19 protein-coding genes are annotated in these 23,384 nt (G+C 65.1%); 10 read left to right on the forward strand and 9 right to left on the reverse strand.

Features of this window, described 5'->3' with window-relative positions; all coding sequences use genetic code 11:
* A partial coding sequence (locus ACILRA_RS05040) for a BLUF domain-containing protein (protein ID WP_395661000.1) occupies positions 1–443 on the forward strand: 443 nt, incomplete at its 5' end.
* 10 nt (positions 444–453) lie between these two features.
* Here ACILRA_RS05040 and otnI read toward each other — a convergent pair.
* Positions 454–1,221, reverse strand: coding sequence for a 2-oxo-tetronate isomerase (gene otnI, locus ACILRA_RS05045; RefSeq protein ID WP_395661001.1), 768 nt, complete (start codon positions 1,219–1,221; stop codon positions 454–456).
* A 156-nt stretch (positions 1,222–1,377) separates the two neighbouring features.
* Here otnI and ACILRA_RS05050 point away from each other — a divergent pair, with 156 nt between their 5' ends.
* The gene (locus tag ACILRA_RS05050; protein WP_395661002.1) at positions 1,378–2,208 is read left to right on the forward strand and encodes a 3-keto-5-aminohexanoate cleavage protein; all 831 of its coding nucleotides are present in this window, start codon (positions 1,378–1,380) and stop codon (positions 2,206–2,208) included.
* A 291-nt stretch (positions 2,209–2,499) separates the two neighbouring features.
* Here ACILRA_RS05050 and ACILRA_RS05055 read toward each other — a convergent pair whose 3' ends face one another.
* Positions 2,500–3,204, reverse strand: a complete 705-nt coding sequence (locus ACILRA_RS05055; protein ID WP_395661018.1) for a transcriptional regulator NanR — start codon at positions 3,202–3,204, stop codon at positions 2,500–2,502.
* 81 nt (positions 3,205–3,285) lie between these two features.
* Here ACILRA_RS05055 and oiaX point away from each other — a divergent pair, with 81 nt between their 5' ends.
* The 5 genes from oiaX (at position 3,286) to ACILRA_RS05080 (ending at position 10,227) form a co-directional block, all read left to right on the forward strand.
* Entirely contained in the window at positions 3,286–4,536 is a 1,251-nt protein-coding gene (oiaX, locus tag ACILRA_RS05060; RefSeq protein WP_395661003.1) for a 3-oxo-isoapionate-4-phosphate decarboxylase OiaX, read from the forward strand.
* The gene (locus ACILRA_RS05065; protein ID WP_395661004.1) at positions 4,536–5,834 is read left to right on the forward strand and encodes a four-carbon acid sugar kinase family protein; all 1,299 of its coding nucleotides are present in this window, start codon (positions 4,536–4,538) and stop codon (positions 5,832–5,834) included. The genes oiaX and ACILRA_RS05065 overlap by 1 nt, the downstream gene beginning before the upstream one ends.
* A 26-nt stretch (positions 5,835–5,860) precedes the next feature.
* Positions 5,861–6,691: a phosphoenolpyruvate hydrolase family protein gene (locus tag ACILRA_RS05070; protein ID WP_395661005.1), complete on the forward strand. Its 831-nt coding sequence runs from the start codon at positions 5,861–5,863 to the stop codon at positions 6,689–6,691.
* Between the two features lie 183 nt (positions 6,692–6,874).
* On the forward strand, positions 6,875–7,849 hold the full coding sequence (gene deoC / locus ACILRA_RS05075; protein ID WP_395661006.1) for a deoxyribose-phosphate aldolase: 975 nt from the start codon (positions 6,875–6,877) through the stop codon (positions 7,847–7,849).
* Between the two features lie 8 nt (positions 7,850–7,857).
* Positions 7,858–10,227: an aldehyde dehydrogenase family protein gene (locus ACILRA_RS05080; protein ID WP_395661007.1), complete on the forward strand. Its 2,370-nt coding sequence runs from the start codon at positions 7,858–7,860 to the stop codon at positions 10,225–10,227.
* Between the two features lie 140 nt (positions 10,228–10,367).
* On the opposite strand, the gene ACILRA_RS05085 is transcribed toward ACILRA_RS05080, so the two are convergent.
* A complete protein-coding gene (locus ACILRA_RS05085) occupies positions 10,368–12,518 on the reverse strand; it encodes a malate synthase G (protein ID WP_395661008.1) in 2,151 nt (716 codons plus the stop codon).
* Positions 12,519–12,565: 47 nt separating this feature from the next.
* Positions 12,566–13,480 carry a fatty acid desaturase gene (locus ACILRA_RS05090; RefSeq protein ID WP_395661009.1) on the reverse strand — a complete coding sequence of 305 codons (915 nt, stop codon included), beginning with the start codon at positions 13,478–13,480 and terminating at the stop codon, positions 12,566–12,568.
* Positions 13,481–13,706: 226 nt separating this feature from the next.
* Here ACILRA_RS05090 and ilvD point away from each other — a divergent pair, with 226 nt between their 5' ends.
* Genes ilvD through ACILRA_RS05105 form a run of 3 tightly spaced genes read left to right on the forward strand, consistent with a single transcriptional unit; the run spans position 13,707 to position 17,703 of the window.
* The gene (ilvD, locus tag ACILRA_RS05095; protein WP_395661010.1) at positions 13,707–15,548 is read left to right on the forward strand and encodes a dihydroxy-acid dehydratase; all 1,842 of its coding nucleotides are present in this window, start codon (positions 13,707–13,709) and stop codon (positions 15,546–15,548) included.
* Between the two features lie 14 nt (positions 15,549–15,562).
* Complete coding sequence (locus ACILRA_RS05100; RefSeq protein WP_395661011.1) at positions 15,563–16,216, forward strand: carbonic anhydrase; 654 nt, start codon at positions 15,563–15,565, stop codon at positions 16,214–16,216.
* Positions 16,213–17,703 carry a ribulokinase gene (locus ACILRA_RS05105; RefSeq protein ID WP_395661012.1) on the forward strand — a complete coding sequence of 497 codons (1,491 nt, stop codon included), beginning with the start codon at positions 16,213–16,215 and terminating at the stop codon, positions 17,701–17,703. The genes ACILRA_RS05100 and ACILRA_RS05105 overlap by 4 nt, the downstream gene beginning before the upstream one ends.
* A 450-nt stretch (positions 17,704–18,153) precedes the next feature.
* Here ACILRA_RS05105 and ACILRA_RS05110 read toward each other — a convergent pair whose 3' ends face one another.
* The 5 genes from ACILRA_RS05110 to ACILRA_RS05130 form a co-directional block, all read right to left on the reverse strand.
* Positions 18,154–19,074: a ring-cleaving dioxygenase gene (locus ACILRA_RS05110; RefSeq protein WP_395661013.1), complete on the reverse strand. Its 921-nt coding sequence runs from the start codon at positions 19,072–19,074 to the stop codon at positions 18,154–18,156.
* A 167-nt stretch (positions 19,075–19,241) separates the two neighbouring features.
* Complete coding sequence (locus ACILRA_RS05115) at positions 19,242–19,553, reverse strand: MoaD/ThiS family protein (RefSeq protein WP_395661014.1); 312 nt, start codon at positions 19,551–19,553, stop codon at positions 19,242–19,244.
* Positions 19,495–21,759, reverse strand: a complete 2,265-nt coding sequence (locus tag ACILRA_RS05120) for a xanthine dehydrogenase family protein molybdopterin-binding subunit (protein WP_395661015.1) — start codon at positions 21,757–21,759, stop codon at positions 19,495–19,497. Before ACILRA_RS05120 ends, ACILRA_RS05115 begins: the two co-directional genes overlap by 59 nt.
* A gap of 2 nt (positions 21,760–21,761) precedes the next feature.
* Entirely contained in the window at positions 21,762–22,235 is a 474-nt protein-coding gene (locus ACILRA_RS05125) for a (2Fe-2S)-binding protein (RefSeq protein WP_395661016.1), read from the reverse strand.
* Between the two features lie 2 nt (positions 22,236–22,237).
* Positions 22,238–23,098 carry an FAD binding domain-containing protein gene (locus ACILRA_RS05130; RefSeq protein WP_395661017.1) on the reverse strand — a complete coding sequence of 287 codons (861 nt, stop codon included), beginning with the start codon at positions 23,096–23,098 and terminating at the stop codon, positions 22,238–22,240.
* Positions 23,099–23,384: the final 286 nt, after the last annotated feature.

A 23,384-nucleotide genomic window follows, 5' to 3' on the forward strand; every position in this document is an offset into this window, starting at 1 on the left:
GGACTGATTGCCCCATGATGGTCCGTTGTGTCTATGCCAGCCGTGCCGCCACGGCCCTCTCCAGCGCCGTGGTCGAGGATATCCTCGAGCGATCGCGCGTCAACAACCCGGCCAATGGCATCACGGGGATTCTCTGCTACAGCGGCGATGTGTTCATCCAGGTGCTGGAGGGCGGGCGCGACGAGGTGTGCGAACTCTACAACGCCATCGCCCGCGACGGGCGCCACGCCCATGTGCGGTTGCTGGTGTTCGAGGAAATCCGTGAGCGGAAGTTCTGCAACTGGACCATGGGCCACGTCGACCTCTCCAAGGTGAATCCCGGTCTGCTGCTGAAGTATCATGAGAAGGCGGTGCTCAATCCCTTCTCGATGTCGGGCGAGGCCACGCTGTTGCTCCTCGACGAACTGGTCGCGACGGTGGCGGTCCATAGCCGCATGGCGTGAAGCAGGGGCCTCAACCCGTCTTCATCCAGGAAAGGCCGGCGAGCGTTCCGTTCGCGGGGCGGTATTCGCAGCCGACATAGCCGCCATAGCCCAGCTGGTCGAGGTGGTGGAAGATCCGCCCGTCGTCAAGCTCGCCCGTCATCGGTTCGTTGCGCCTGGGCACCGAGGCCACCTGCACATGCCCGATAACCGGCATCAGCGCCTCAAGGCTCCTTGTCACGTCGCCGTGCAGGATCTGGCGGTGATAGATGTCGTATTGCAGCCTGAGATTGGGAAGCGCCAGCTCGGCAATGAGTGCTGCGGCGAAGCCGAAGTCGTTCATGAAATAGCCCGGCATGTCGCGCCCGTTGATGGGCTCGATCAGGATGTCGATGCCAAGCGGGGCCGCCCTTTCGCAGGCATGGCGCAGGGAAGCGACGAATGTCTGGTGCATCGCTGGGTCGTTGCGGTCGCCATGCCCGCTCATCATGTGGAGCCGCTTCACGCCCGTGGCCTCCGCATAGGCGAGCGCGGTTTCGACTGAGGCGCGGAACTCCGCGCCGCGGCCGGGCTTGCAGGCAAGCCCGCGCTCGCCCGCGTCCCAGTCGCCGGGCGGCAGGTTGAACAGCGCCTGGGTCAGCTGCGCATCCGCGAGCTTCCGCGCGACGATGTCCGGGGCATGCGCATAGGGAAACAGGAACTCCACCGCGCCGAAGCCACTGTCCGCCGCCGCCGCGAAGCGATCAAGGAAATCCCATTCGGTGAACATCATCGACAGATTGGCGGCAAATCTCGGCATGGCATGTCTCCCGGTAAACAGGCATCGACATTAGCGTATCGTGGCCTCAAGCGCATTGCACTTGATGGCGGAGGGCTGCACGGGAGGCATGAACCCAGAGCATCTTGCACGTCGCAAGTGATTCCCCTTGCTCGCACAATGCGATAAAAGACGAGCATGAGCAGTCCATGCATCATCACCGTCGCCATCACCGGGTCGGTTCCGCGCAAGGAACACAACCCTGCTGTCCCGATCAGCATTGCCGAGCAGGTGGACTCGACCCAGGCCGCCTTCGAGGCGGGCGCCACCATCGCCCATGTGCATGTCCGCAACGACGATCAGACACCCACCTCCGATCCTGAGCGCTTCGCGCGGCTGCTGGAAGGGCTGCGCAGGCATTGCCCGGGCATGATCGTGCAGTTCTCCACCGGGGGCCGCTCTGGCAAGGGTGCGGAGCGCGGCGGCATGCTGCACCTCGGCTGCGACATGGCCTCGCTGTCCACCGGCTCATGCAATTTCCCCACCATCATCTATGAGAACCACCCGGACCTGATCCGCGAGCTGGCCACCAAGATGCTGGACCATAACGTGAAGCCCGAGATCGAGGTCTTCGATCTCTCGATGCTCTACCAGGCCCTGCGCCTGGCGGATGAGGGCCTGCTCCGGAAGCCGCTGCATGTGCAGTTCGTCATGGGTGTGAAGAATGCCATGCCGGTGATCCGCCAGGCCTTCGACTTCATGGTCGATGAGGTGACGCGGTTGTCGCCTGAGTCCACCTGGGTCGCTGCCGGAATCGGCAAGCACCAGCTGGAGGTCAACCGCTGGTGCCTCGAACGCGGCGGCCATTGCCGCACCGGCCTGGAGGACAACATCCGCTGGGACGAAACGCGGCTTGCGAAGTCGAATGCCGAACTGGTGAAGCGCATCGCTGATCTGTGTACGGAGTATGATCGTCACCCGGCGAGTGCGGCTGAGGCGCGGGGGATTTTGGGACTGGCCCCAGCCTAACCCAAAGCTTCCCCTTCTCCCGTCGCGCAGCGATGGGAGAAGGTGCCCGGCAGGGCGGATGAGGGCTTCTCTCCGCGAGCCGTGCTGGTTGAAAGAGCCCTCATCCGGCCTTCGGCCACCTTCTCCCATCCTTCGGACGGGAGAAGGGGATAATCCTCTGAAAGCTTCCCCTTCTCCCATCCTTCGGACGGGAGAAGGGAATAATCCTCCGACAGCTTCCCCTTCTCCCGTCGCGAAGCGATGGGAGAAGGTGCCCGACAGGGCGGATGAGGGCATCTGTCCACGGGTACGTCACCCCTTCAGCCCATAAAGGCCGCTCGACCTCTGAAGGTGCTTCACCATCGCGGCCTCCGCCGCATCGGCGTCACCCCTCTCTAGCGCGGCGATGATTTCGGCATGTTCCGCCAGCGTGTAATTCTCCTTGCCGCTCCACAGCAGCAACTCGGTGTGATATGCTTTTAGCCACCCCAGCATCGCCTCGCTTACCGAGACGAAGATCGGGTTTCCTGAGATTGCCGCGATCTCCCGGTGGAAGCGCATGTCGGCGGCCATGAATTCCTCTGCCTTGCCGAGCAGCGCCCGCTGCTCCTCCACGATGGCGCGGAGCCGGTTCACGTCTTCCTCCGTTGCTCGCGCCGCCGCCTCGCGCACCATGCCGCGCTCGAAGAACAATCGCGCCGCCTTCAGGTGCTCGAGCGAATCCGAAGACCGCTGCAGCATGATATGCGCGGACAAATCCACCTGGCGGATGATCGACTGCGCGGTGATCTCCTGCACGCGGGCGCGCTCGCCGTGGCTGATGGTGACGAGCCCCATGTTGGCGAGCGACTGCATCGCCTCGCGGATTGCCGGGCGCCCGACGCCGAAGCGGTCCATCAGTTCGCGCTCGGAGGGCATGGCATCGCCGGGCTTGAGATTTCCCTCCGAGACCAGCCGGAGCAGGCGCTCCAGCACCTCGTCCGACAATTTGCGGCGGATGATACGCTCGGTTTGCATCGTCACCGTTTTGGCTGCTAGGTTGCGCTCAGTTGATGTCATCATACCAGTAAACCACCAATGCGCAATCCGCCGCCCAGCATGATCCGCCTTACCTATCTCATTGAAACGGATGGGAGTCCTGAAAAGCTGGCGGCGAAGATCGCCTCCGACCAGTCGACCGGCACCTTTGTCGCCGTGCCCGGCGAGACGGAGGAGCTGAAGGCGAGGGTCGCCGCCCGGGTCGTTGCGCTGCGCGTGCTGCCGCCCGCGCAGACCCCGTCCTTCCCCACCAGCGCGCCCGGGCCGTTCAACCGCGCCGAGGCCGACATCGACTTCCCCTTTGACGCCATCGGCACGGACTTGGCCGCGCTGATGACCATCACCATGGGCGGCGTGTGGTCGATCCGCGGCTTCACCGGCATTCGCATCACCGGCTTGCTGCTGCCGGAGGAATTCCGCGGCGCCCATCCGGGCCCCCAGTTCGGCCTTGCGGGCAGCCGCAGGCTTACGGGCGTCGAGGGCCGCCCCATCATCGGCACCATCGTCAAGCCCGCGCTGGGCCTGCGCCCGCACGAGACCGCAGAACTCGTGAAGGAGCTGATCGCAGCGGATGTCGACTTCATCAAGGACGATGAAAAGCTTGCAAGCCCTTCCTATTCACCGCTCGCAGAGCGCGTGACGGCCATCATGCCGCTGATCCTCGATCGCGAGCAGAAGACCGGCAAGAAGGTGATGTATGCCTTCGGCATCAGCCACGCCGACCCGGACGTGATGATGCGCAACCATGACATGGTGCTGAAGGCCGGTGGCAACTGCGCCGTCATCAACATCAACTCCATCGGCTTCGGTGGCATGAGTTTCCTGAGGAAGCGCTCCGGCCTCGTCCTCCACGCCCATCGCAACGGCTGGGACCTGCTCACACGCCACCCCGGCATCGGCATGGATTTCTCCGTGTACCAACAATTCTGGCGGCTGCTCGGCGTCGACCAGTTCCAGATCAACGGCATCAAGGTCAAGTACTGGGAGCCCGACGAGAGCTTCGTTGCTTCCTTCAAGGCGCTGAAGCAGCCGCTGTTCTCGCCCGATGACTGCCCGCTCCCCGTCGCAGGCTCCGGCCAATGGGGCGGCCAGGCGCCAGAGACCTATGAGCGCACCGGCCGCACGCAGGACCTGCTTTACCTCTGCGGCGGCGGCATCGTCAGCCACCCGTCCGGCCCCGCCGCGGGCGTGCGCGCAGTGCGCCAAGCGTGGGAAGCGGCGGTGGCCGGCATCCCGCTCGAGGCCTATGCGAAGGACCACCCCGAACTTGCCCAGTCGCTGGCCTTCTTCGGCGGCGGCAAGGCCAACTGATGTTCCTGTCCTTCTACGGTGACGACTTCACCGGCTCGACCGACGTCATGGAGGCGATGAGCGTGCACGGCATCAGGACCGCGCTGTTCACCCGCATCCCCACACCGGGCGAGCAGTCACGCTTCGAAGGCTACGACGCCATTGGCATCGCGGGCACCAGCCGAAGCCAGACGCCGGAGTGGATGGACGAGCACCTGCCACGCCATTTCGAATGGCTGAAACATCTCGGCGCGCGCTTCTGCCACTACAAGGTCTGCTCCACCTTCGACTCCGCGCGCCATGCCGGCAATATCGGCCGCGCCATCGAGATCGGACGCAAAGTGTTCGGCCAGCAGGTGACGCCACTTGTCGTCGGCGCGCCGCAGCTCAAGCGCTACACGGCCTTCGGCCATCTCTTCGCGGGCTATCAGGGCGAAACTTACCGCATCGACCGCCATCCGGTGATGAGCCGCCATCCGGTGACGCCGATGGACGAGGCGGACCTGCGCCGCCATCTCGCGCGGCAGACCGCACTTCCTGTCGATCTCGTGCCCCTGAACGCGCTTGACGATTTGTCCGTCGACGCGGTGATCGCCTCAGCGCAAGGCATCGTCCTCTTCGATGTTCTCGATCTCGCCACGCAAAGGCAAACGGGCCACCAGCTTTTGCGCCTCTCTTCAAGGCTTGGCCCCTTCATTGCAGGCTCTTCCGGAGTCAACTACGCGCTTGTGAAGGCGCTGGCATCGAGCACGGCCAGCTTCCCTGCGCTCCCCAAGGTCGATCGTATCATCGCCGTCTCGGGCAGCTGCTCGCCCACGACCGCCCGCCAAATCCGCTTCGCGCTGGCCCATGGCTACACCGGCCTTCACGCCGATCCGCTCGATCTCGCGGGCGATCACGCCGAAGCCTCGGTGTACCGCCTCTCAGCCGAAGCGCAGCGCTTGATGGGCGAGGGCCGCAGCGTCCTCGTCTACACCGCACTCGACCCTGAGCTCGACCGCGGCGGCCCGCTTGATGCCATTCCCGGCGGCCGCCACCGCGTGGGGCAGGGCCTCGGCCGCATTGCGCGGAGCTGCATTGAAACCTTCGGCCTCACCCGCGCCATCCTCGCGGGCGGCGACACATCCAGCCACGCGCTGGGCGAGCTTGACGTCTTCGCGCTGACGACCCGCTTCCCGCTCACCGCCACGCCCGGCTCGCCACTCTGCACCGCTGCCAGCAATGACAAGACACTCGATGGCCTGGAGATCGCCATGAAAGGCGGGCAGGTCGGGGGTGACGATTACTTCGTTGCGCTCCGCGATGGCCTCGCGCCATAGTTACACAAAATAACAGGAGAACGCCCGTGCCCCGCTTCGAACGTAAGGCCCTCATGGACAAGTTCCAGGACATGAAGCGCCGCCGCATCCCCATCGTGGGCGGCGGTGCTGGAACCGGGCTTTCCGCCAAATGCGAGGAGGAGGGCGGCATCGACCTCATCGTCATCTACAATTCCGGCCGCTACCGCATGGCGGGCCGCGGCTCGCTCTCAGGCGTGCTGGCCTATGGCAATGCCAACGAGATCGTCGTTGAAATGGCGCGCGAAGTGCTGCCCGTCACGAAGAAGACGCCGGTGCTGGCGGGCGTCAACGGCACGGATCCCTTCTGCCTCTTCGATCCTTTCCTTGACCAGCTGAAGGCGATGGGGTTCTCCGGCATCCAGAACTTTCCGACTGTCGGCCTCATCGACGGCGTATTCCGCGCCAATCTCGAGGAGACCGGCATGTCCTACGGCCTCGAGGTGGACCTGATCCGCCTTGCCCGCTCCAAGGACATGCTGACGACGCCATATGTCTTCAACGCCGCGGAGGCGGAGGCGATGGCAAAGGCCGGAGCCGACATCATCGTCTGCCACTTAGGGCTCACGACCGGCGGCAGCATCGGCTCCAAAACGTCTCTCAAGCTCGCCGACTGCCCCGCCCTCGTCGATGACTGGGCAGAGGCCGCGCTGAAGGTGAACAAGGACGCCATCATCATCGTCCACGGCGGCCCGGTCTCGATGCCGTCGGATGCGCAGTTCATCCTGTCGAACACGAAGAACTGCCACGGCTTCTACGGCGCATCGTCGATGGAACGCCTGCCCACCGAGATCGCGCTGGTGGAGCAGACGAAGGCCTTCAAGGCGCTGAGTTTCTGACGCCGGAGCAACCCCCACCCCTACCCCTCCCCACAAGGGGGAGGGGATCCTCAACGAGACATGTCCGTTCTTGGTCCCCCTCCCCCTTGTGGGGAGGGGTAGGGGTGGGGGTCTGGCACCGCTAAAGCAGTTTCTCACAGCCTCGCGATGCTTTAGAACAATACGCATGTGGAGGTTTGCGTTATGAATGAACTTCGCCCCGTCCGCGCCCCCCTCGCGCGCAATCCGGGCACACCACTCACCCTTGACTGGTTCGAGGATGTGCAGGTCAACCTTTCCGCAGCCGAGCGCCGCGCTGCCAGCCTTCCGGCGCGCCGGTCGGTGAAGAAGAACTACCAGGCCGCCTGGCTGGTCCGCGCCATCCAGTGCATCGACCTCACCACGCTGGCAGGTGATGATACGCCGGGCCGCGTCCACCGCCTCTGCGCCAAGGCGAAGCGCCCTGTGCGCGATGACATCGTCACGGCCCTGGGCCTCAAGGAGATGCCCACCGTCGGCGCCGTCTGCGTCTATCCAGCCATGGTGGCGCCTGCCGTGAAGGCGCTCGAAGGCTCCGGCATCCCCGTCGCCTCCGTTGCAACAGGCTTCCCTGCAGGCCTTACGCCATTGCCCCAGCGCTTGGCCGAGATCCGCTATGCGGTCGACCAAGGTGCGAAGGAGATCGACATCGTCATCCACCGCGCGCAGGTGCTTCTGCAGGACTGGGCCGCCCTCCATGACGAGGTCGCAGCCATGCGCGAGGCCTGTGGTGAGGCGCACATGAAGGCCATCCTCGCCACCGGCGATCTCAAGACGCTGCGCAACGTCTACAAGGCCTCGATGGTGGCCATGCAGGCAGGTGCGGACTTCATCAAGACCTCGACCGGCAAGGAGGACGTCAACGCCACGTTGCCCGTCAGCCTCACCATGGTCCGTGCCTTAAGGGATTATGGCGATCTCACCGGCTATCAGATCGGCTTCAAGCCCGCAGGGGGCCTCAAGACCGCGAAGGACGCGATGAACTGGATGATCCTGATGAAGGAGGAGTTGGGCCGCCGCTGGCTGGAGCCGGACCTCTTCCGCATCGGCGCCTCCTCCATGCTGGCCGATATCGAGCGCCAGCTCGAGCACCACGTCACCGGCCGCTATGCCGCAACCACCCACCAGCCGCTCGCCTGAGGACCAACATGCCCAGCGTCACAGAGATTCTCGACACCATGGACTATGGCCCGGCCCCGGAAGGCAACGCCCATGTGCTCGACTGGCTGAAAGCTCACGAGCAGGGCTTTGGCCACTTCATCAATGGCAGCTTCACCAAACCATCAAAGCTGTTCGACGTCGCCAACCCCGCCACTGGCCAGACGCTCGCCCGCGTCTCGCAAGGCTCCGCTGCCGATGTCGATGCGGCGGTGAAGGCTGCGCGCAAGGGCTTCGGCCCGTGGTCCAAACTCTCCGGCCATGATCGCGCGAAACATCTCTACGCCATCGCCCGCACCATCCAGAAGCGCGAGCGCTTCCTCTCCGTGCTGGAGACGATGGACAACGGCAAGCCCATCCGCGAATCGCGCGACATCGACATTCCGCTGGTGGCCCGCCATTTCTACCACCATGCCGGCTGGGCGGAGCTGATCGCGGATGAATTCCCCGGCCATCAGGCAATCGGCGTCTGCGGCCAGATCATCCCTTGGAACTTTCCGCTCCTGATGCTCGCGTGGAAGATCGCGCCTGCGCTCGCGGCAGGCAACACGGTGGTGCTGAAGCCCGCAGAATTCACGCCCTTGACCGCGCTCGCCTTCGCCGAAATCTGCCGCGAGGCTGGCCTGCCGCCGGGCATCGTCAACATCGTCACGGGCGATGGCGCAACGGGTGCGGCCATCGTGGACCATCCGGACGTGAACAAGATCGCCTTCACCGGCTCCACCGAAGTGGGCCGCCTCATCCGCAAGGCCACCGCAGGCACGGGCAAGAAGCTGTCGCTCGAACTCGGCGGCAAGTCCCCCTTCATCGTGCATGAGGATGCGGATCTCGATGCGGCGGTTGAAGGTGTGGTCGACGCCATCTGGTTCAACCAGGGCCAGGTCTGCTGTGCGGGCTCGCGCATCCTCGTGCAGGAGGGCGTTGCGCCAAAGTTCCTCAGCAAACTCCGCCGCCGCATGCAAAGCCTGCGCGTCGGCGACCCGCTGGACAAATCCGTCGACATGGGCGCCATCGTCGATCCCATCCAGCTGAAGCGCATCACCGAGCTTGTCGAGAAGGGAAAAGCCGAAGGCGGCACGCTGCTGCAGGCTTCTTGTGAATTGCCTGGCTCCGGCAACTGGTTTCCGCCCTCGATCTTCACCGACGTCGAGCCATCCTCCACCGTCATGGACGTCGAGATCTTTGGCCCCGTCGCCGCAATGATGACCTTCCGCACGCCGGAGGAGGCGGTGCAGATCGCCAACCACACGCGCTATGGCCTCGCCGCCACCGTGTGGTCGGAGAACATCAACCTCGCGCTGGATACTGCCGCGCGTGTCAAGGCTGGTGTGGTGTGGATCAACTCTACCAACCTGTTCGATGCCGCCGCAGGCTTCGGCGGCTTCCGCGAGTCAGGCTTCGGCCGCGAGGGCGGGCGTGAAGGCATGCTTGAGTATCTGGTTCCCGCATGGGAAGCCGCACTCAAGCCTGAACCGCTGGTGAAGGCGGCGCCACTCAGCGCCTTGCCGCCCGAAAGCGTGGAGGCCTCCGCCATCGACCGCACCGCCAAACTCTCGATCGGCGGCAAGCAGGCGCGCCCCGACGGCGGCCACAGCTATTCCGTATACGGAGGGAAGGGCAAGGCCATCGGGCAGGCCGGTCTCGGCAGCCGCAAGGACATCCGGAACGCGGTCGAAGCCGCGGCGAAGGCCTCCGGCTGGTCGTCGGCCACCGCCCACAACAGGGCGCAGGTTCTCTACTACATTGCCGAAAACCTCTCCGCCCGCGCGGATGAATTCACCGCGCGGCTCCGCGCCATGGGGCAGGGTGCGAAGGAGGCGAAGGCCGAGGTTGCCGCCTCGCTTGCCCGCATCTTCTGGTACGCCGCCCAGGCAGACAAATATGACGGCCGCGTCCACGCCACCAAATCCCGCCACGTGACGCTCGCCATGAACGAGCCCTGGGGCGTCATGGGCCTTGTCTGCCCCAACGAGATGCCGCTGCTGGGCTTCGTTTCGCTGGTGATGCCGGCGATTGCCATGGGCAACCGCGTGCTGGCCGTGCCGTCTCCGCATCAACCGCTGGCGGCGACCGATCTCTATCAGGTGTTCGACACGTCGGATGTTCCGGGTGGTGTCATCAACATCGTCACCGGCGAGCGTGATGAGCTTGCGAAGACGCTGGCCGAGCATGATGAGGTGGCTGCGATGTGGTACTTTGGATCCAACGCGAAGATGGTCGAGGCCGCGAGTGCCGGAAACCTGAAAGCGACGTGGACAGCAAAGCGCCGCGACTGGCTCTCACGTGAACAGGGGCAGGGTGCTGAATATCTCCGCCGCGCTGTGCAGGTGAAGAATATCTGGGTTCCTTACGGCGAGTGAGGCCCCAACCCCTAAAGGCCGTGATCCCGGCGAAGGCCGGGATCCAGCTTTGGTTCAGCATGTACTGTCAGAGAAGCTGGATCCCGGCCTTCGCCGGGATGACGGCACATAGGGTGGCGCCGGGATGACGCCGTTCAGAACTACAGCGCCTTCACCGTCAGCCTGTGCCGGTGCAGCAGCGGCTCCGTATAGCCATTGGGCTGCTCCCGGCCCTTGAACACCAGGTCACACGCCGCCTGGAACGCGATGGACTTGCTGAAATCCGCCGCCATCGGACGATAGGCCGGGTCGCCCGCATTCTGCTTGTCCACCACGGCCGCCATGCGCTTCATCGTCGCCATCACCTGTGCCTCGGTCGCCACGCCATGGCGCAGCCAGTTGGCGATGTGCTGGGATGAGATGCGCAGCGTGGCGCGGTCTTCCATCAGGCCCACATTGTCGATGTCCGGCACCTTGGAGCAGCCGATGCCTTGGTCAATCCAGCGCACGACATAGCCGAGGATGCCTTGCGCGTTGTTGTCGAGTTCCTTCTGGATGTCCTCTGCCGTCCAGTTGGGCCGCGTGGCGACGGGAATTGTGAGGATGTCGTCGAGGCTCGCACGCTTGCGGCTCTTGATCTTCTCCTGCACGGCCTTCACGTTCACCTTGTGATAATGCGTGGCGTGCAGCGTGGCGGCGGTGGGAGACGGCACCCATGCGGTGTTCGCACCCGCCTGCGGATGGGCGAGCTTGATCGACAGCATGATCGCCATGTGGTCAGGGATCGCCCACATGCCCTTGCCGATCTGGGCGTGGCCCGGCAGGCCGCAGAGCAGGCCCGTATCGACGTTCCAGTCCTCATAGGCCTTGATCCACGGCGCCTGCTTCATGTCGCCCTTGCGGATCATGGGTCCGGCTTCCATGGCGCTGTGGATCTCGTCGCCGGTGCGGTCGAGGAAGCCGGTGTTGATGAACACGATCCGGTCGCTGGCCTGGCGGATGCATTCCTTGAGGTTGATCGTGGTGCGGCGCTCCTCGTCCATGATTCCGATCTTCATGGTGAGCGGGGCCAAGCCCAGCGCCTGCTCGACGCGGGCGAAGAGCGAGACGGCGAAGGCCACCTCGCCGGGCCCATGCATCTTCGGCTTCACGATATACATGGAGCCCGCGCGGGAGTTCATGCGGCGGCCCTTGGGGCCGATGTCGTTGATGGCGATCAGCGCCGTCATCATCGCATCCAGAATGCCTTCCGGCACCTCGCGGCCCTCCGCATCGAGGATCGCCGGATTGGTCATCAGGTGTCCGACGTTCCGCACCAGCATGAGCGAGCGGCCGTGAAGGGTCAGCGTGCCGCCGTGGGCGGCCTCATAGCTGCGATCGGGGTTCAGGCGGCGGATGAATGTCTTGCCGCCCTTCTCGATCTCCTCCGTCAGGTCGCCCCTCATCAGCCCGAGCCAGTTGCGGTAGACGGTGACCTTGTCGGCAGCGTCCACGGCAGCGACCGAGTCCTCGCAGTCCATGATGGTGGTGACGGCGGATTCGATGACGACATCGGCGATGCCCGCCTTGTCATCCTTGCCGATGAGGTGCGTGCGGTCGATGACGATCTCGGCATGCAGGCCGTTGTTGCCCAGCAGCACGGCGGATGGCTGGTCCTTGGCTCCGCGCCAGCCCTTGAACTGCGACGGGTCCTTGAGCCCGCCCTTGTCGGTGACGAGTGCCGCGCCATCGACGGCGATGCGCGAGACATCTGCCCATTTGCCTGCGGCCAGCGGTATGGCGCCGTCGAGGAAGTTCCGCGCCCAGGCGATGACGCGCGCGCCGCGCACCGGGTTGTAGCCCCGGGTCTTCTCCGCCCCGTCCTGTTCGGCAATGGCATCGGTGCCGTAGAGCGCGTCATAAAGCGAGCCCCAGCGCGCATTGGCGGCGTTCAGCGCATAGCGGGCGTTCATCACCGGAACCACCAGCTGGGGCCCCGCCACCTGCGCGATCTCGGGGTCCACATTGGCCGTGGTCACGGCGAAGTCGGGTCCCTCGGGCACCAGATAGCCGATCTCCGTCAGGAAGGCCTTGTAGACGGCCATGTCGGTGGGGGCGCCATTGGCCTGGTACCATGCGTCGAGCTTCGCCTGCAGCTCGTCGCGGCGGGCCAGAAGCGCGCGGTTCTTCGGCGCCAGGTCGCTCAGGATCGCGGCAAAGGACTTCCAGAAGTCGAGTTCGGCGATGCCGGTGCCCGGCAATGCCTCCTCGCCCACGAAAGCAAACAAATCACCTGCAACCCGCAGGCCCGCGATCTCGATCCGGTTCGTCACGTGTCAAGCCCCCCATTTGGCTAGTTCGGGGGACAGCTCTTAACCCATCACCGCTTCTTGAGCCAGTCCATGTGGGGATAGGGGACCGGCTCTTTTGCAGTCACGAAAAACCGGGCAAAAATCTCGCGGTAGCCCCGCATCACATAGCCATTGTTGCGGGCAATCAGCTGGTCCCGCTCGCTCCGGTAGTAGGCGGGCAGCTTGTACCAGGCCAGCGCCGGTTTGGTGTGGTGCGCAACATGCAGGTTGTTGTTGAGAAAGAGCAGCGACCAGAAGGGCGACGCCTCAACGATGATGGTGCGGTGCTCCACCGCCTCCGCCGCCTGGTGCTCGCAATAGGAGCGCACGAGCGCCAGCGATATGCCGGGGTATGCGATCAGCAGGTAGTACTGCCAGAAGGCCATGCCCGCCACCTGCGTGACAAGCCAGACCGTGATCCCGGCCGACAGGGCGAACCAGCCCCACGCCTGCAGCGTCTTCCGGTTTCCGCCGGCAATGTCGCGGAATTCGGCTGACCAGAAGCGGATGATGCCCACCGCCGGGCCAATCAGCATGCGGCCAAGCAATGTCTGGTTGACCTGGTAGAGCGTCCGCCGGATGCCGGTCACCGCCGCCCAGTGTTCCGGCAGCATGTAATAGGACTCAGGGTCAAGCTGCGGGTCGGTGAGGTTGGCATCATTGTGGTGCTGAAGGTGCAATTGCTTGTAGCGCGCGAAGGGAATCCACAGCGTTGGCGTTACGAACACCATGGCCTCGTTGAGGAGCCGGTTTCCCGTCGGGTGGCCGTGCAGCACCTCGTGCTGCAGCGAGCTGTGCAGCGCCGCGCAATAGGCGCCGGCGGGCAGGATCACCCACCACGGCAGGCTGGAATGGAACCAGACGAGACCGGCCAGCACGGCATAGACGGCAGCGGCCAGCGCCACCGTCGGCCATTCAATCTCGCGGGAATGTTTCTTCACCATCTGGGCGTCTTCTCCCGTTGTCTCCCCGGCGGGAGGGCCGGGGCGGGGCGGTCAGTCATCATGCGATGCGCAAATCATATGCCATCACCGCGCCACCTTGAAGCCCTCCGTTGCCGCAGCCCGGACCCCCGGCCCTTGCGAGGGCAGCGTCCGCAAGCATGGCCTTGATTCCCCTGCCGCCATGGTGCAAGCCGGGATCACATTTCGTTGATCGAGGTTTGCTCCCATGCCCCAATACCGTTCCCGCACCACCACCCATGGCCGCAACATGGCCGGCGCCCGCGGCCTGTGGCGCGCCACCGGCATGAAGGATGAGGATTTCGGCAAGCCGATCATCGCCATCGTCAACTCCTTCACCCAGTTCGTGCCGGGCCATGTGCACCTGAAGGATCTGGGCCAGATGGTTGCCCGCGAGGTCGAGAAGGCAGGCGGTGTCGCCAAGGAGTTCAACACCATCGCGGTCGATGACGGCATCGCCATGGGCCATGACGGCATGCTCTATTCGCTGCCCTCGCGTGAGATCATCGCGGACTCGGTCGAATACATGGTCAACGCCCATTGTGCTGATGCGATGGTCTGCATTTCGAACTGTGACAAGATCACGCCGGGCATGCTGATGGCGGCACTCCGCCTCAACATCCCCGCCGTTTTCGTCTCGGGCGGCCCGATGGAAGCGGGCAAGGCCGTGCTCTCGGGCGTGACCAGGGCGCTCGACCTCGTGGACGCCATGGTCGCCGCGGCGGACGACAATGTCTCCGACGATGACGTGAAGGCCATCGAGAAGGCGGCCTGCCCGACCTGCGGCTCTTGCTCGGGCATGTTCACCGCCAACTCCATGAACTGCCTTACCGAGGCGCTGGGCCTGTCGCTCCCCGGCAACGGCTCCACGCTTGCCACGCATTCGGACCGCAAGCGCCTCTTCGTCGAGGCCGGCCACCTCGTGGTCGATCTTGCGCGGCGCTACTATGAGCAGGATGACGAGTCCGTGCTTCCCCGCAAGGTGGCAAGCTTCGGCGCCTTCGAGAACGCCATGACGCTGGACATCGCCATGGGCGGCTCCACCAACACGGTGCTGCACATCCTTGCCGCCGCACATGAGGCGGAGATCGACTTCACCATGAAGGACATCGACCGCCTGTCGCGCCGCGTGCCCGTCCTGTCCAAGGTCGCCCCCGCCAAGTCTGACGTCCACATGGAAGACGTGCACCGCGCGGGCGGCATCATGGCCATCCTCGGTGAGCTTGATCGCGGCGGCCTCCTCAACCGCGATCTTCCCACCGTCCATGCCCGCACGCTGGGCGAGGCGCTGGACCGCTGGGACATTTCCCGCACCAACTCCGAGTCCGTGCGCGAATTCTTCCGCGCCGCACCGGGTGGCGTTCCCACGCAGGTGGCCTTCAGCCAGTCCAGCCGCTGGGACGAACTCGACCTCGACCGCAAGACCGGCGTCATCCGTGATGTGGAGCACCCCTTCTCCAAGGACGGCGGCCTTGCGGTTCTCTACGGCAACCTCGCGGAAGAGGGCTGCATCGTGAAGACGGCGGGTGTGGACGAATCGATCCTGAAGTTCACCGGCAAAGCTAAAGTCTTCGAGAGCCAGGATTCCGCCGTACACGGAATTCTGAACCGTGGCGTCGAGGCGGGTGACGTGGTGGTGATCCGCTACGAAGGCCCGCGCGGCGGCCCGGGCATGCAGGAGATGCTGTACCCGACGAGCTATCTGAAGTCGAAGGGTCTGGGCAAGGCCTGCGCGCTGATCACAGACGGCCGCTTCTCGGGCGGCACCTCGGGCCTGTCGATCGGCCACGCCTCGCCGGAAGCGGCCGAAGGCGGTCTCATCGCGCTGGTGGAGCAGGGCGACACGATCGAGATCGACATTCCGAACCGTTCGATCCGTCTGGTGGTTACGGATGATGAGATCGCCCGCCGCCGCGCCGCCATGCTGGCCCGTGGCGACAAGGCGTGGAAGCCCACCGAGCAGCGCAAGCGCAAGGTGACGACGGCTTTGAAGGCCTATGCTGCCCTCACCACTTCCGCCGCCAAGGGCGCCGTCCGCGTCGTCGACTGAGGAGCAAGAAGGCGATGACGATGACGCTGCCTGCAACGCTGCTTGACGGCTACGCAAACTTCCGCGCGGGGCGCTATGCCTCCGAGGCAGAGCGCTACCGCAAGCTGGGCGAGGGTTCGCAGAAGCCCCGGATCATGATCATCGCCTGCTGCGACTCGCGCGCCGCACCGGAGACGATCTTCGACGCAGGGCCGGGTGAGATGTTCGTGGTGAGGAACGTCGCCAATCTCGTCCCGCCCTATACGCCGGACGGCGGCCACCACGCCACATCGGCGGCGCTTGAATTCGCCGTCATGTCGCTGGGCGTGCACCACATCGTGGTCATGGGCCATGGCCGCTGCGGCGGTATCCGTGCGGCCGTGCAGGAGTCCTCGCCCCTCACCCACACGGACTTCATCGGCTCCTGGATGCGCGCCATCAAGGACGTGACCCGCATCGTGCCGCGCGAAGTAGGCGAGAATGCCGAAACCCACGAACGCCACATCGAGCGCGCCTCGATCGAGCATTCGCTGGCGAACCTCCGCACCTTCCCGTGGATCCGCATGAAGGAGAACAAGCGCGACCTGTCGCTGCACGGCGTCTGGTTCGATATCGCCATGGGCGAGCTTCATGCCTATGATGAGGATGAAGCACACTGGACGGCCATCGAAGGGGGAGGAACGGCATGAGCTACGTGATCGGAGTCGACGGCGGAACGGAATCGATCCGCGCCTTTGTCTTTGATCTCGAGGGCCGCCCGCTCGCCTCCGTGGCAACACCCTACAAGACCGATTTCCCCAACCCGTCCTGGGCCGAGCAGAACCCGGAAGACTGGTGGGCCTGCATGGGCCAGTCGGTGAAGGGTGCCATTGCCAAGTCCGGCGTTTCGCCTGCCGACATCATTGCCCTCTCGGTCGACACCACCTGCTGCTCCGTCGTGGCGCTGGACGCGGCTGGAAACCCGCTCCGCCCCTGCATGATCTGGATGGATGTGCGCTCGGCTGCGGAAGCCGATGACGTCGCCGCCACCAAGGACCCCAATCTCCGCGTCAATGGCGGCGGGGCAGGGCCGGTCTCGGCGGAGTGGATGATCCCCAAGTCGCTGTGGATGAAACGCCACCAGCCCGAGATCTTCAAGCGTGCCGCCAAGGTCGGTGAATACCAGGACTACATGAATCTCCGCCTCACCGGCCGCTGGGTGGGCTCGCTCGGTAATGCCGCGGTGCGCTGGCATTACCAGACCCAGCACGGCGGCGTGCCGCGCTCGCTGCTCAAGGCGCTGGACCTGGAGGACCTTGAGGAGAAGTGGCCCAACCCCATCGTCGCCCCCGGCACGGTCATCGGCCCCCTCATGAAGGACGCAGCGGAACACATGGGCCTCCGCCCCGGCGTGCCCGTGGTGCAGGGCGGTGCGGATGCCTTCATCGGCGTCATCGGCCTCGGCGTCACGCAGCCGGGTGAGATGGCGCTCATCACCGGCTCCTCCCATCTCCACATCGGCGTTGCCGACCGCGCGGTGCATAAGGCGGGTGTGTGGGGCACCTACATGGATGGCGTCTATCCGGGAAAGCCCATCATCGAGGGTGGCCAGACCTCGACAGGTTCCGTCATCGCCTGGTTCAAGCGCCATTTCGCTGAGCACACCAGCTGGGACGCGCTGAACGAAGGCGCCGCCGCCATTCCGCCGGGCTCGGAAGGCCTGCTCGTGCTCGACCATTTCCAGGGCAACCGCACGCCCTATACGGACGCCCTGTCGCGCGGGGCCATCACCGGCCTCACGCTGAAGCACACCCCGGCCCATGTCTTCCGCGCCATCATCGAGGGCATCTGCCTTGGCACCCGCCTCATCACCGACAGCTTCGGCGAGGCCTTCACGCCCAAACGCATCGTGCTGGCGGGCGGCGCGTCGAACTCGCCCCTCTGGCTGCAGATCCACGCTGACACGATCGGCGCCCCCATCGAACTCACCGAGGTGGCGGATGCCCCGGCCCTGGGCTGTGCCATTCTCGCCGCCCATGGCGCTGGCAAGTTCGCCTCGATCGAAGAAGGCTGCGCCGCCATGGTGCGCTCGAAGTCGGTGATCGAGCCGATCGCGGCCAACACCCGCTTCTACGAGTCCGAAATGCTCCCGCGCTACGCCAAGCTCTATGGCGCGCTGAAGAGCGTGCGGGGGTAGGAATTTCTCACGATGTCAATCAGCAGCCTCCCCTGGGGGAGGGGCTGATTGACTAGCATAAACTAGGAATAAAGTCAACATAAGGACAAAAATCCTTGCGCACATCTTCCCCCTCGCCCCCGCAGGGGGAGAGGGCCGGGGTGAGGGGGTCTGTCCACGAGTCACTCCGGCGATGAACGATCGCCCTTGCAACCGCCTCACGCGCGGACCCACCCCCTCACCCTTCCCTCTCCCCCGGTGGGGGAGAGGAATGACACTGGATCCTAAAGCTCCTTCAGCCCCGCGCGCACATCTTCCCCCTCGCCCCCGCAGGGGGAGAGGGCCGGGGTGAGGGGGTCTGTCCGCGAGTCACTCCGGCGATGAACGATCGCCCTTGCAAACGCCTCACGCGTGGACTCACCCCCTCACCCTTCCCTCTCCCCCGGTGGGGGAGAGGAATGCCATTGGATCCTAAAGCTTCTTCAGCCCCGCCTCGATCTCCGCCCTGCGCCCCTCGAGGAACGGCGGCAGCGACAGCGTGGTGCCGAGTTTGTCCATCGGCTCATCCGTCGCAAAGCCCGGTGCGTCGGTTGCGAGTTCGAACAGCACGCCATTGGGCTCGCGGAAATACAGGCTCTTAAACCAGAAGCGGTCGACAGGCCCTGAATTTGGCACCCGCATGCTGCGCAGCCGGTCTGCCCAGCTCTCATACTCCGCATGCGGAATATTGAAGGCCACATGGTGCACCCCGCCCGCACCTTGCTGGGCCGGCGGCAGTGTGGGGTCGACGGTGACATGGAGTTCGCCCACCGCACCCGCAGCCCCCATCTTGAAGACATGCGTGCCGCCGAAGCTTCCCGTTGGCACCATGTTCATCAGCTTGGTCAGCACCATCTCGGTTTGGCGGATGTCCGGCACGCTCATGGTGATCGGCCCCAGCCCGCGGATCTGGTGTTCGGCCGGAACCGGGCTCTGCTCCCACGAGTGTGCCTCGCCTTCATTGTCGGCGACGAGCGCCAGGCGCTGGCCTTCCGCATCCTCGAAGGCAAGCGTCGGCCGGCCCGCCACCTCCGCGATCTTCTCCTGCTTCACGCCCTTCATGGTCAGGCGGTGCTGCCACCAGCTGAGGCTCTCCGCGTTCGCCACGCGGAAACCCGTCTGCGTCACCGAATGCGTGCCACGCCGCTCGCGGCCCACCGGCCAGTCGAAAAAGGTGATGTCGGTGCCGGGCGAGCCCACACCATCGGCATAGAACAGGTGATAGGCCGTGGTGTCGTCCTGGTTCACCGTCTTCTTGACCAGCCGCAGGCCCAAGGTGTCCGTATAGAATTTGTAGTTCCCCGGCGCATCGGCGGTGACGGCGGTGAGGTGGTGGAAGCCCTTGAGATTCATGATGGTGCTCGCTGTTGCAAACCCGGCATATCGGGGTTTCAGGAGCGGAAATCAATAGTAAGCGGCGTGGTTACGATAACCGCGCTTCCCCATGATCCGTCATCCCGGCGCAGGCCGGGATCCAGCTTTGGGTCAGCATGCGGGGTGACGCCACGATTGGGAAGGGGTCAGCCGCCCTGTATCCGCGGCAGCAGATAGATCTCCGCCCCCTCCGGCAGTTCGGTCTGCCAACTGTCACGGTAGATCTTGCCATCGATCGAGACGGCGATGCCGCGGGCGATGTGGGGGGCCATGCCGGGGTAGGATTCCTCGAGCTTGCGGAAGAGCTCGCGGATGGTTTTCGCTTCCACTGAAACGACGGGCGCTCCGTCCGCTGCCGGACGGAGCGCTCCCCAAAGGTGTATCTCGGCCAAGCTGAGCTTAGCCCTTCTTGGCGGCCTCGAGCGCCTTGAGGACGCGCGGGGGCGACATCGGCACATGCGTCATGCGGACGCCGGAGGCGTTCGACAGGGCGTTGGCGATAGCGGCGATCGGCGGCACGATCGAGGTTTCGCCAACGCCGCGCACGCCATAGGGGTGGTTGGGGTTGGGGATCTCGAGGATCTGCGTGTCGATCATCGGCAGGTCGGAGCAGACGGGGATGCGGTAGTCGAGGAAGCCCGCATTCTGCAGACGTCCGTCCTTGCCGTAGATGTATTCCTCGTTCAGCGCCCAGCCGATGCCCTGTGCGGCACCGCCCTGGTACTGGCCCTCGACATAGGTCGGGTGCACGGCCTTGCCGGCATCCTGGATGACCGTGTAGCGCACGATCCTGGAACGGCCGGTCTCGGCGTCGAGCTCGATGTCGCAGATGTGCGTGGCAAAGGACACGCCCGCACCGTCAGCGACGATCTCGGCATGGCCCGCAACAGGCCCGCCGGTGTTGCCGGCCGCCGCCGCGATCTCCTTGAGCGACAGCGGAGCGAGGTTGCCGTACTTGGAGCCTTGGGCCTTGGCGTGGCCGTTCTCCCAGGCCACGTCCTCGACGGGGATTTCCCACATCTTGGCGGCGCGTTCCTTCAGCACCTCGATGGTGTTGCGGGCGGCGAAGATGCCCGCCATCGAGGAGGAGAAGGTGCCGCGGCTGCCGTCGGTCATGTCATTGTGGCCGAGCGTGCCGGTGTCGGCCACGAGGCACTTCACCTGGCTGTAGGGAATGCCCAGCTCTTCCGCAACGCAGAGGGCGAGGGAAGCGCGCGAGCCGCCCACGTCCACCGTGCCGACCGTCAGCGTCACCGAGCCATCGGGCCCAACGTTGATGTCGGTGCAGGTCTGGCCGCCGAAGTTGAACCAGAAGCCGCAGGCATAGCCACGTCCCTGATTCTTGCCGAGCGGCGCATTCATGTGCGGGTGCTTTTTCGCTGCTTCCAGCGTCGGCCCGATGCCAATGGGCCCGTAGATCGGGCCATAGGACGAGCGGGTGCCCTGCTTGGCGGCATTCTGGATGCGAACCTCGAGCGGGTCCTTGCCGATCTTCTTGGCGAGTTCGTCGACGACGCTCTCGACCGCGAAGGCCGCCATGGGGGCTGAGGGTGCGCGGTAGGCCGCCGACTTCGGGCGGTTCACCAGCACTTCATAGCCCTTGGTCTTGACGTTCTTGAGGTCATAGCAGGCAAAGGACGTCATGGCGCCGAGCTCGGCCCACATGGTGAGGTAGGGGCCGGAGGCATAGCGGAGTTCCGCCTTGCCCGCGGTGATGGTGCCGTCCTTCTTGATGCCGATCTTGACGTCGATCGAGGTGGCGCTGGTGGGGCCGGACGCCCGGAACACCTCGTCACGCGTCATCACGATCTTGACCGGGCGGTTGGCCTTGCGCGACAGCGCGAGGGCAACCGGCTCCACCCACACATGGGTCTTGCCGCCGAAGCCGCCGCCGATCTCGGAGGAGGTGACGCGCAGCTTGGACACGTCCATGCCCAGCAGCATGGCGCAGTGGTTGCGGTAGACGAAGTGACCCTGGGTACAGACCCAGAGTTCGCCCGTGCCATCGGGTGAGACGGAAGCCACGCAGGCATGGGGCTCGATATAGCCCTGGTGCGTCTGCTCGGTCTTGAAGTTGCGCTCGATGACGAAGTCGGCCTCGGCGAAGCCGGCCTCGACGTCGCCATGGCCGAATTCGGTGACCTTGGCGATGTTGGAGGCCTTCTTGGGCTTGGGCTCAACGCCCTCGGTGAAGCAGTTGGCGTGCAGCACGGGGGCTGAGGGCTTCACTGCATCGTCGACCTCGGTCACATGGGGCAGGACTTCATAGTCCACCTTGATGAGCTTCAAGGCCGCCTTGGCGGTGGCCATGTCCACGGCGGCAACGGCGGCCACTGCGTGGCCGTCATAGAACACCTTGGTGCGGGCCATGCAGTTGTCGAGGATGTCGAACATGCCCTGGTCACCATGGGTCAGGTCGGGCAGATCGGCGGCGGTCAGCACCGCCTTCACGCCCGAAAGCTTCTCGGCCTTGGACGTGTCGATCTTCTTGATCTTGGCGTGGGCGTGGGGGCTGCGGAGCACGAGGCCCGTCAGCTGGCCCGGCAGGTTATGGTCAGCGCCGTATTTGGCGCGGCCGGTCACCTTGTCGATGCCGTCGGGGCGCAGCGGGCGCGTGCCCACCGACTTGAAGTCTTTTCCGGTATAGGAGGCGTCGAGTGGCATGGTCAGGCTCCTCTCATCACTTTGGCGGCGTCCTGGACGGCGCGCACGATCTTGTCATAACCGGTGCAGCGGCAAAGATTGCCGGCCAGACCGAAGCGGATTTCCTCTTCCGAGGGGTCCGGGTTCTTTTCCAGCAGCGCCTTTGCAGCGATCAGGAAGCCCGGGGTGCAGATGCCGCACTGGAGTGCGGCATGTTCGATGAACTTCACCTGCAGCGGATGCAGCGTGGCGCCGTCGGCCATGCCCTCGACCGTCTCGATCTCGCGGCCTTCGGCCTCAACACCGAGGACGAGGCAGGAGCAGACGAGGCGGCCGTCGACTTGCACGGAGCAGGACCCGCAGTCGCCCGTGCCGCAGCCTTCCTTGGCGCCGATCAGGCCAACGCGGTTCCGCAGCACGTCGAGCAGCGTTTCCGTCGGCTCGCAGGCGAACTCAACGGCATCGCCGTTGATGGTGGTGGAAACGAGTACGCCCATTGTCACTTTCCTCCTGCGCGGCTGTAGGCGGTCTTGGCGGCGCGCTTGGTCAGCACGGCGGCAACCTTGGTGCGGAACTCGACGGTGCCGCGCTTGTCGTCGATCGGGCGGCAGGCGGCGGAAGCAGCCTCGCCCAGCTTGTCCAGCGCCGCGTCGTCGAGCTTGGTGCCGATGATCGCCTTGGCGGCAGCCGAGACCAGCAGGACGGTCGGCGCCACGGCGCCGAGCGACACGCGAGCCGCGGTGATGACACCCTTTGAGTCGATCGTCAGGTTCACGGCGGCACTTACCACCGCGATGTCCATCTCGGAGCGCGGGATGAAGCGCAGATAGGCATCGCCCGAGCGTGGCTTGCGGGCCGGCAGCACGAGCGCCTCGATGAGTTCACCCTTCTTGAGGGAGGTGCGGCCGGGGCCGACCGGGATCTGCTCCACCGGAACGCTGCGCTTGCCCTTGGGGCCCTGGACCACGGCCTTGGCACCGGCGGCCACGAGGGCCGGCACGCTGTCAGCGGCGGGAGAGGCGTTGCAGAGATTGCCCGACATGGTGCAGCGGCCCTGCACCTGCTTGGAGCCGATGAGGCCCGCGGCCTCGACGATGCCCGGCCAGGCCTTGGTAAGGGCCTTGTTCTCGGTGAGTTCGGCACAGGGCACGGCGGCGCCGATGGTGAAACCCGTGGCCGTCTTCTTCACCTCGCGCATCGCCTTGATGCGCTTGATATCGACGACGAGATCCGGCTCGATGTAACCGCCCTTCAGCTTCACCAGGAGGTCGGAGCCCCCCGCGAGCACATAGGCGCTCCCCTTGGCCTTGGCGAGCAGGCCAACTGCCGCCTTGGTGGTTTCTGGTGCTTCATATTGCATGTGTGTCACCTGTTTGGAATTTCGGGGCGCATTCTGGTCAGGGAAGGGCCAAAGGTCAACCGCCGCGGTAAGGTTCTCGCCATGTCACAGGCGCGCAGCCCCGCGTCTCTGCTGTTTCCCCTCCCCCTTGTGGGGAGGGGCAGGGGTGGGGGTCGCTCCGCAAACGCAGGCTCAGGCACCCGACTCGCGGTACCCCCACCCTCAATCCCTCCCCACAAGGGGGAGGGAGACACCATCCGGCTGGTGGTGGATGCTTGCTGCTCTATCCGTCGTAGCCATAATCGCG

Source organism: Aestuariivirga sp., assembly GCF_044239095.1.
GTDB lineage: Bacteria > Pseudomonadota > Alphaproteobacteria > Rhizobiales > Aestuariivirgaceae > Aestuariivirga.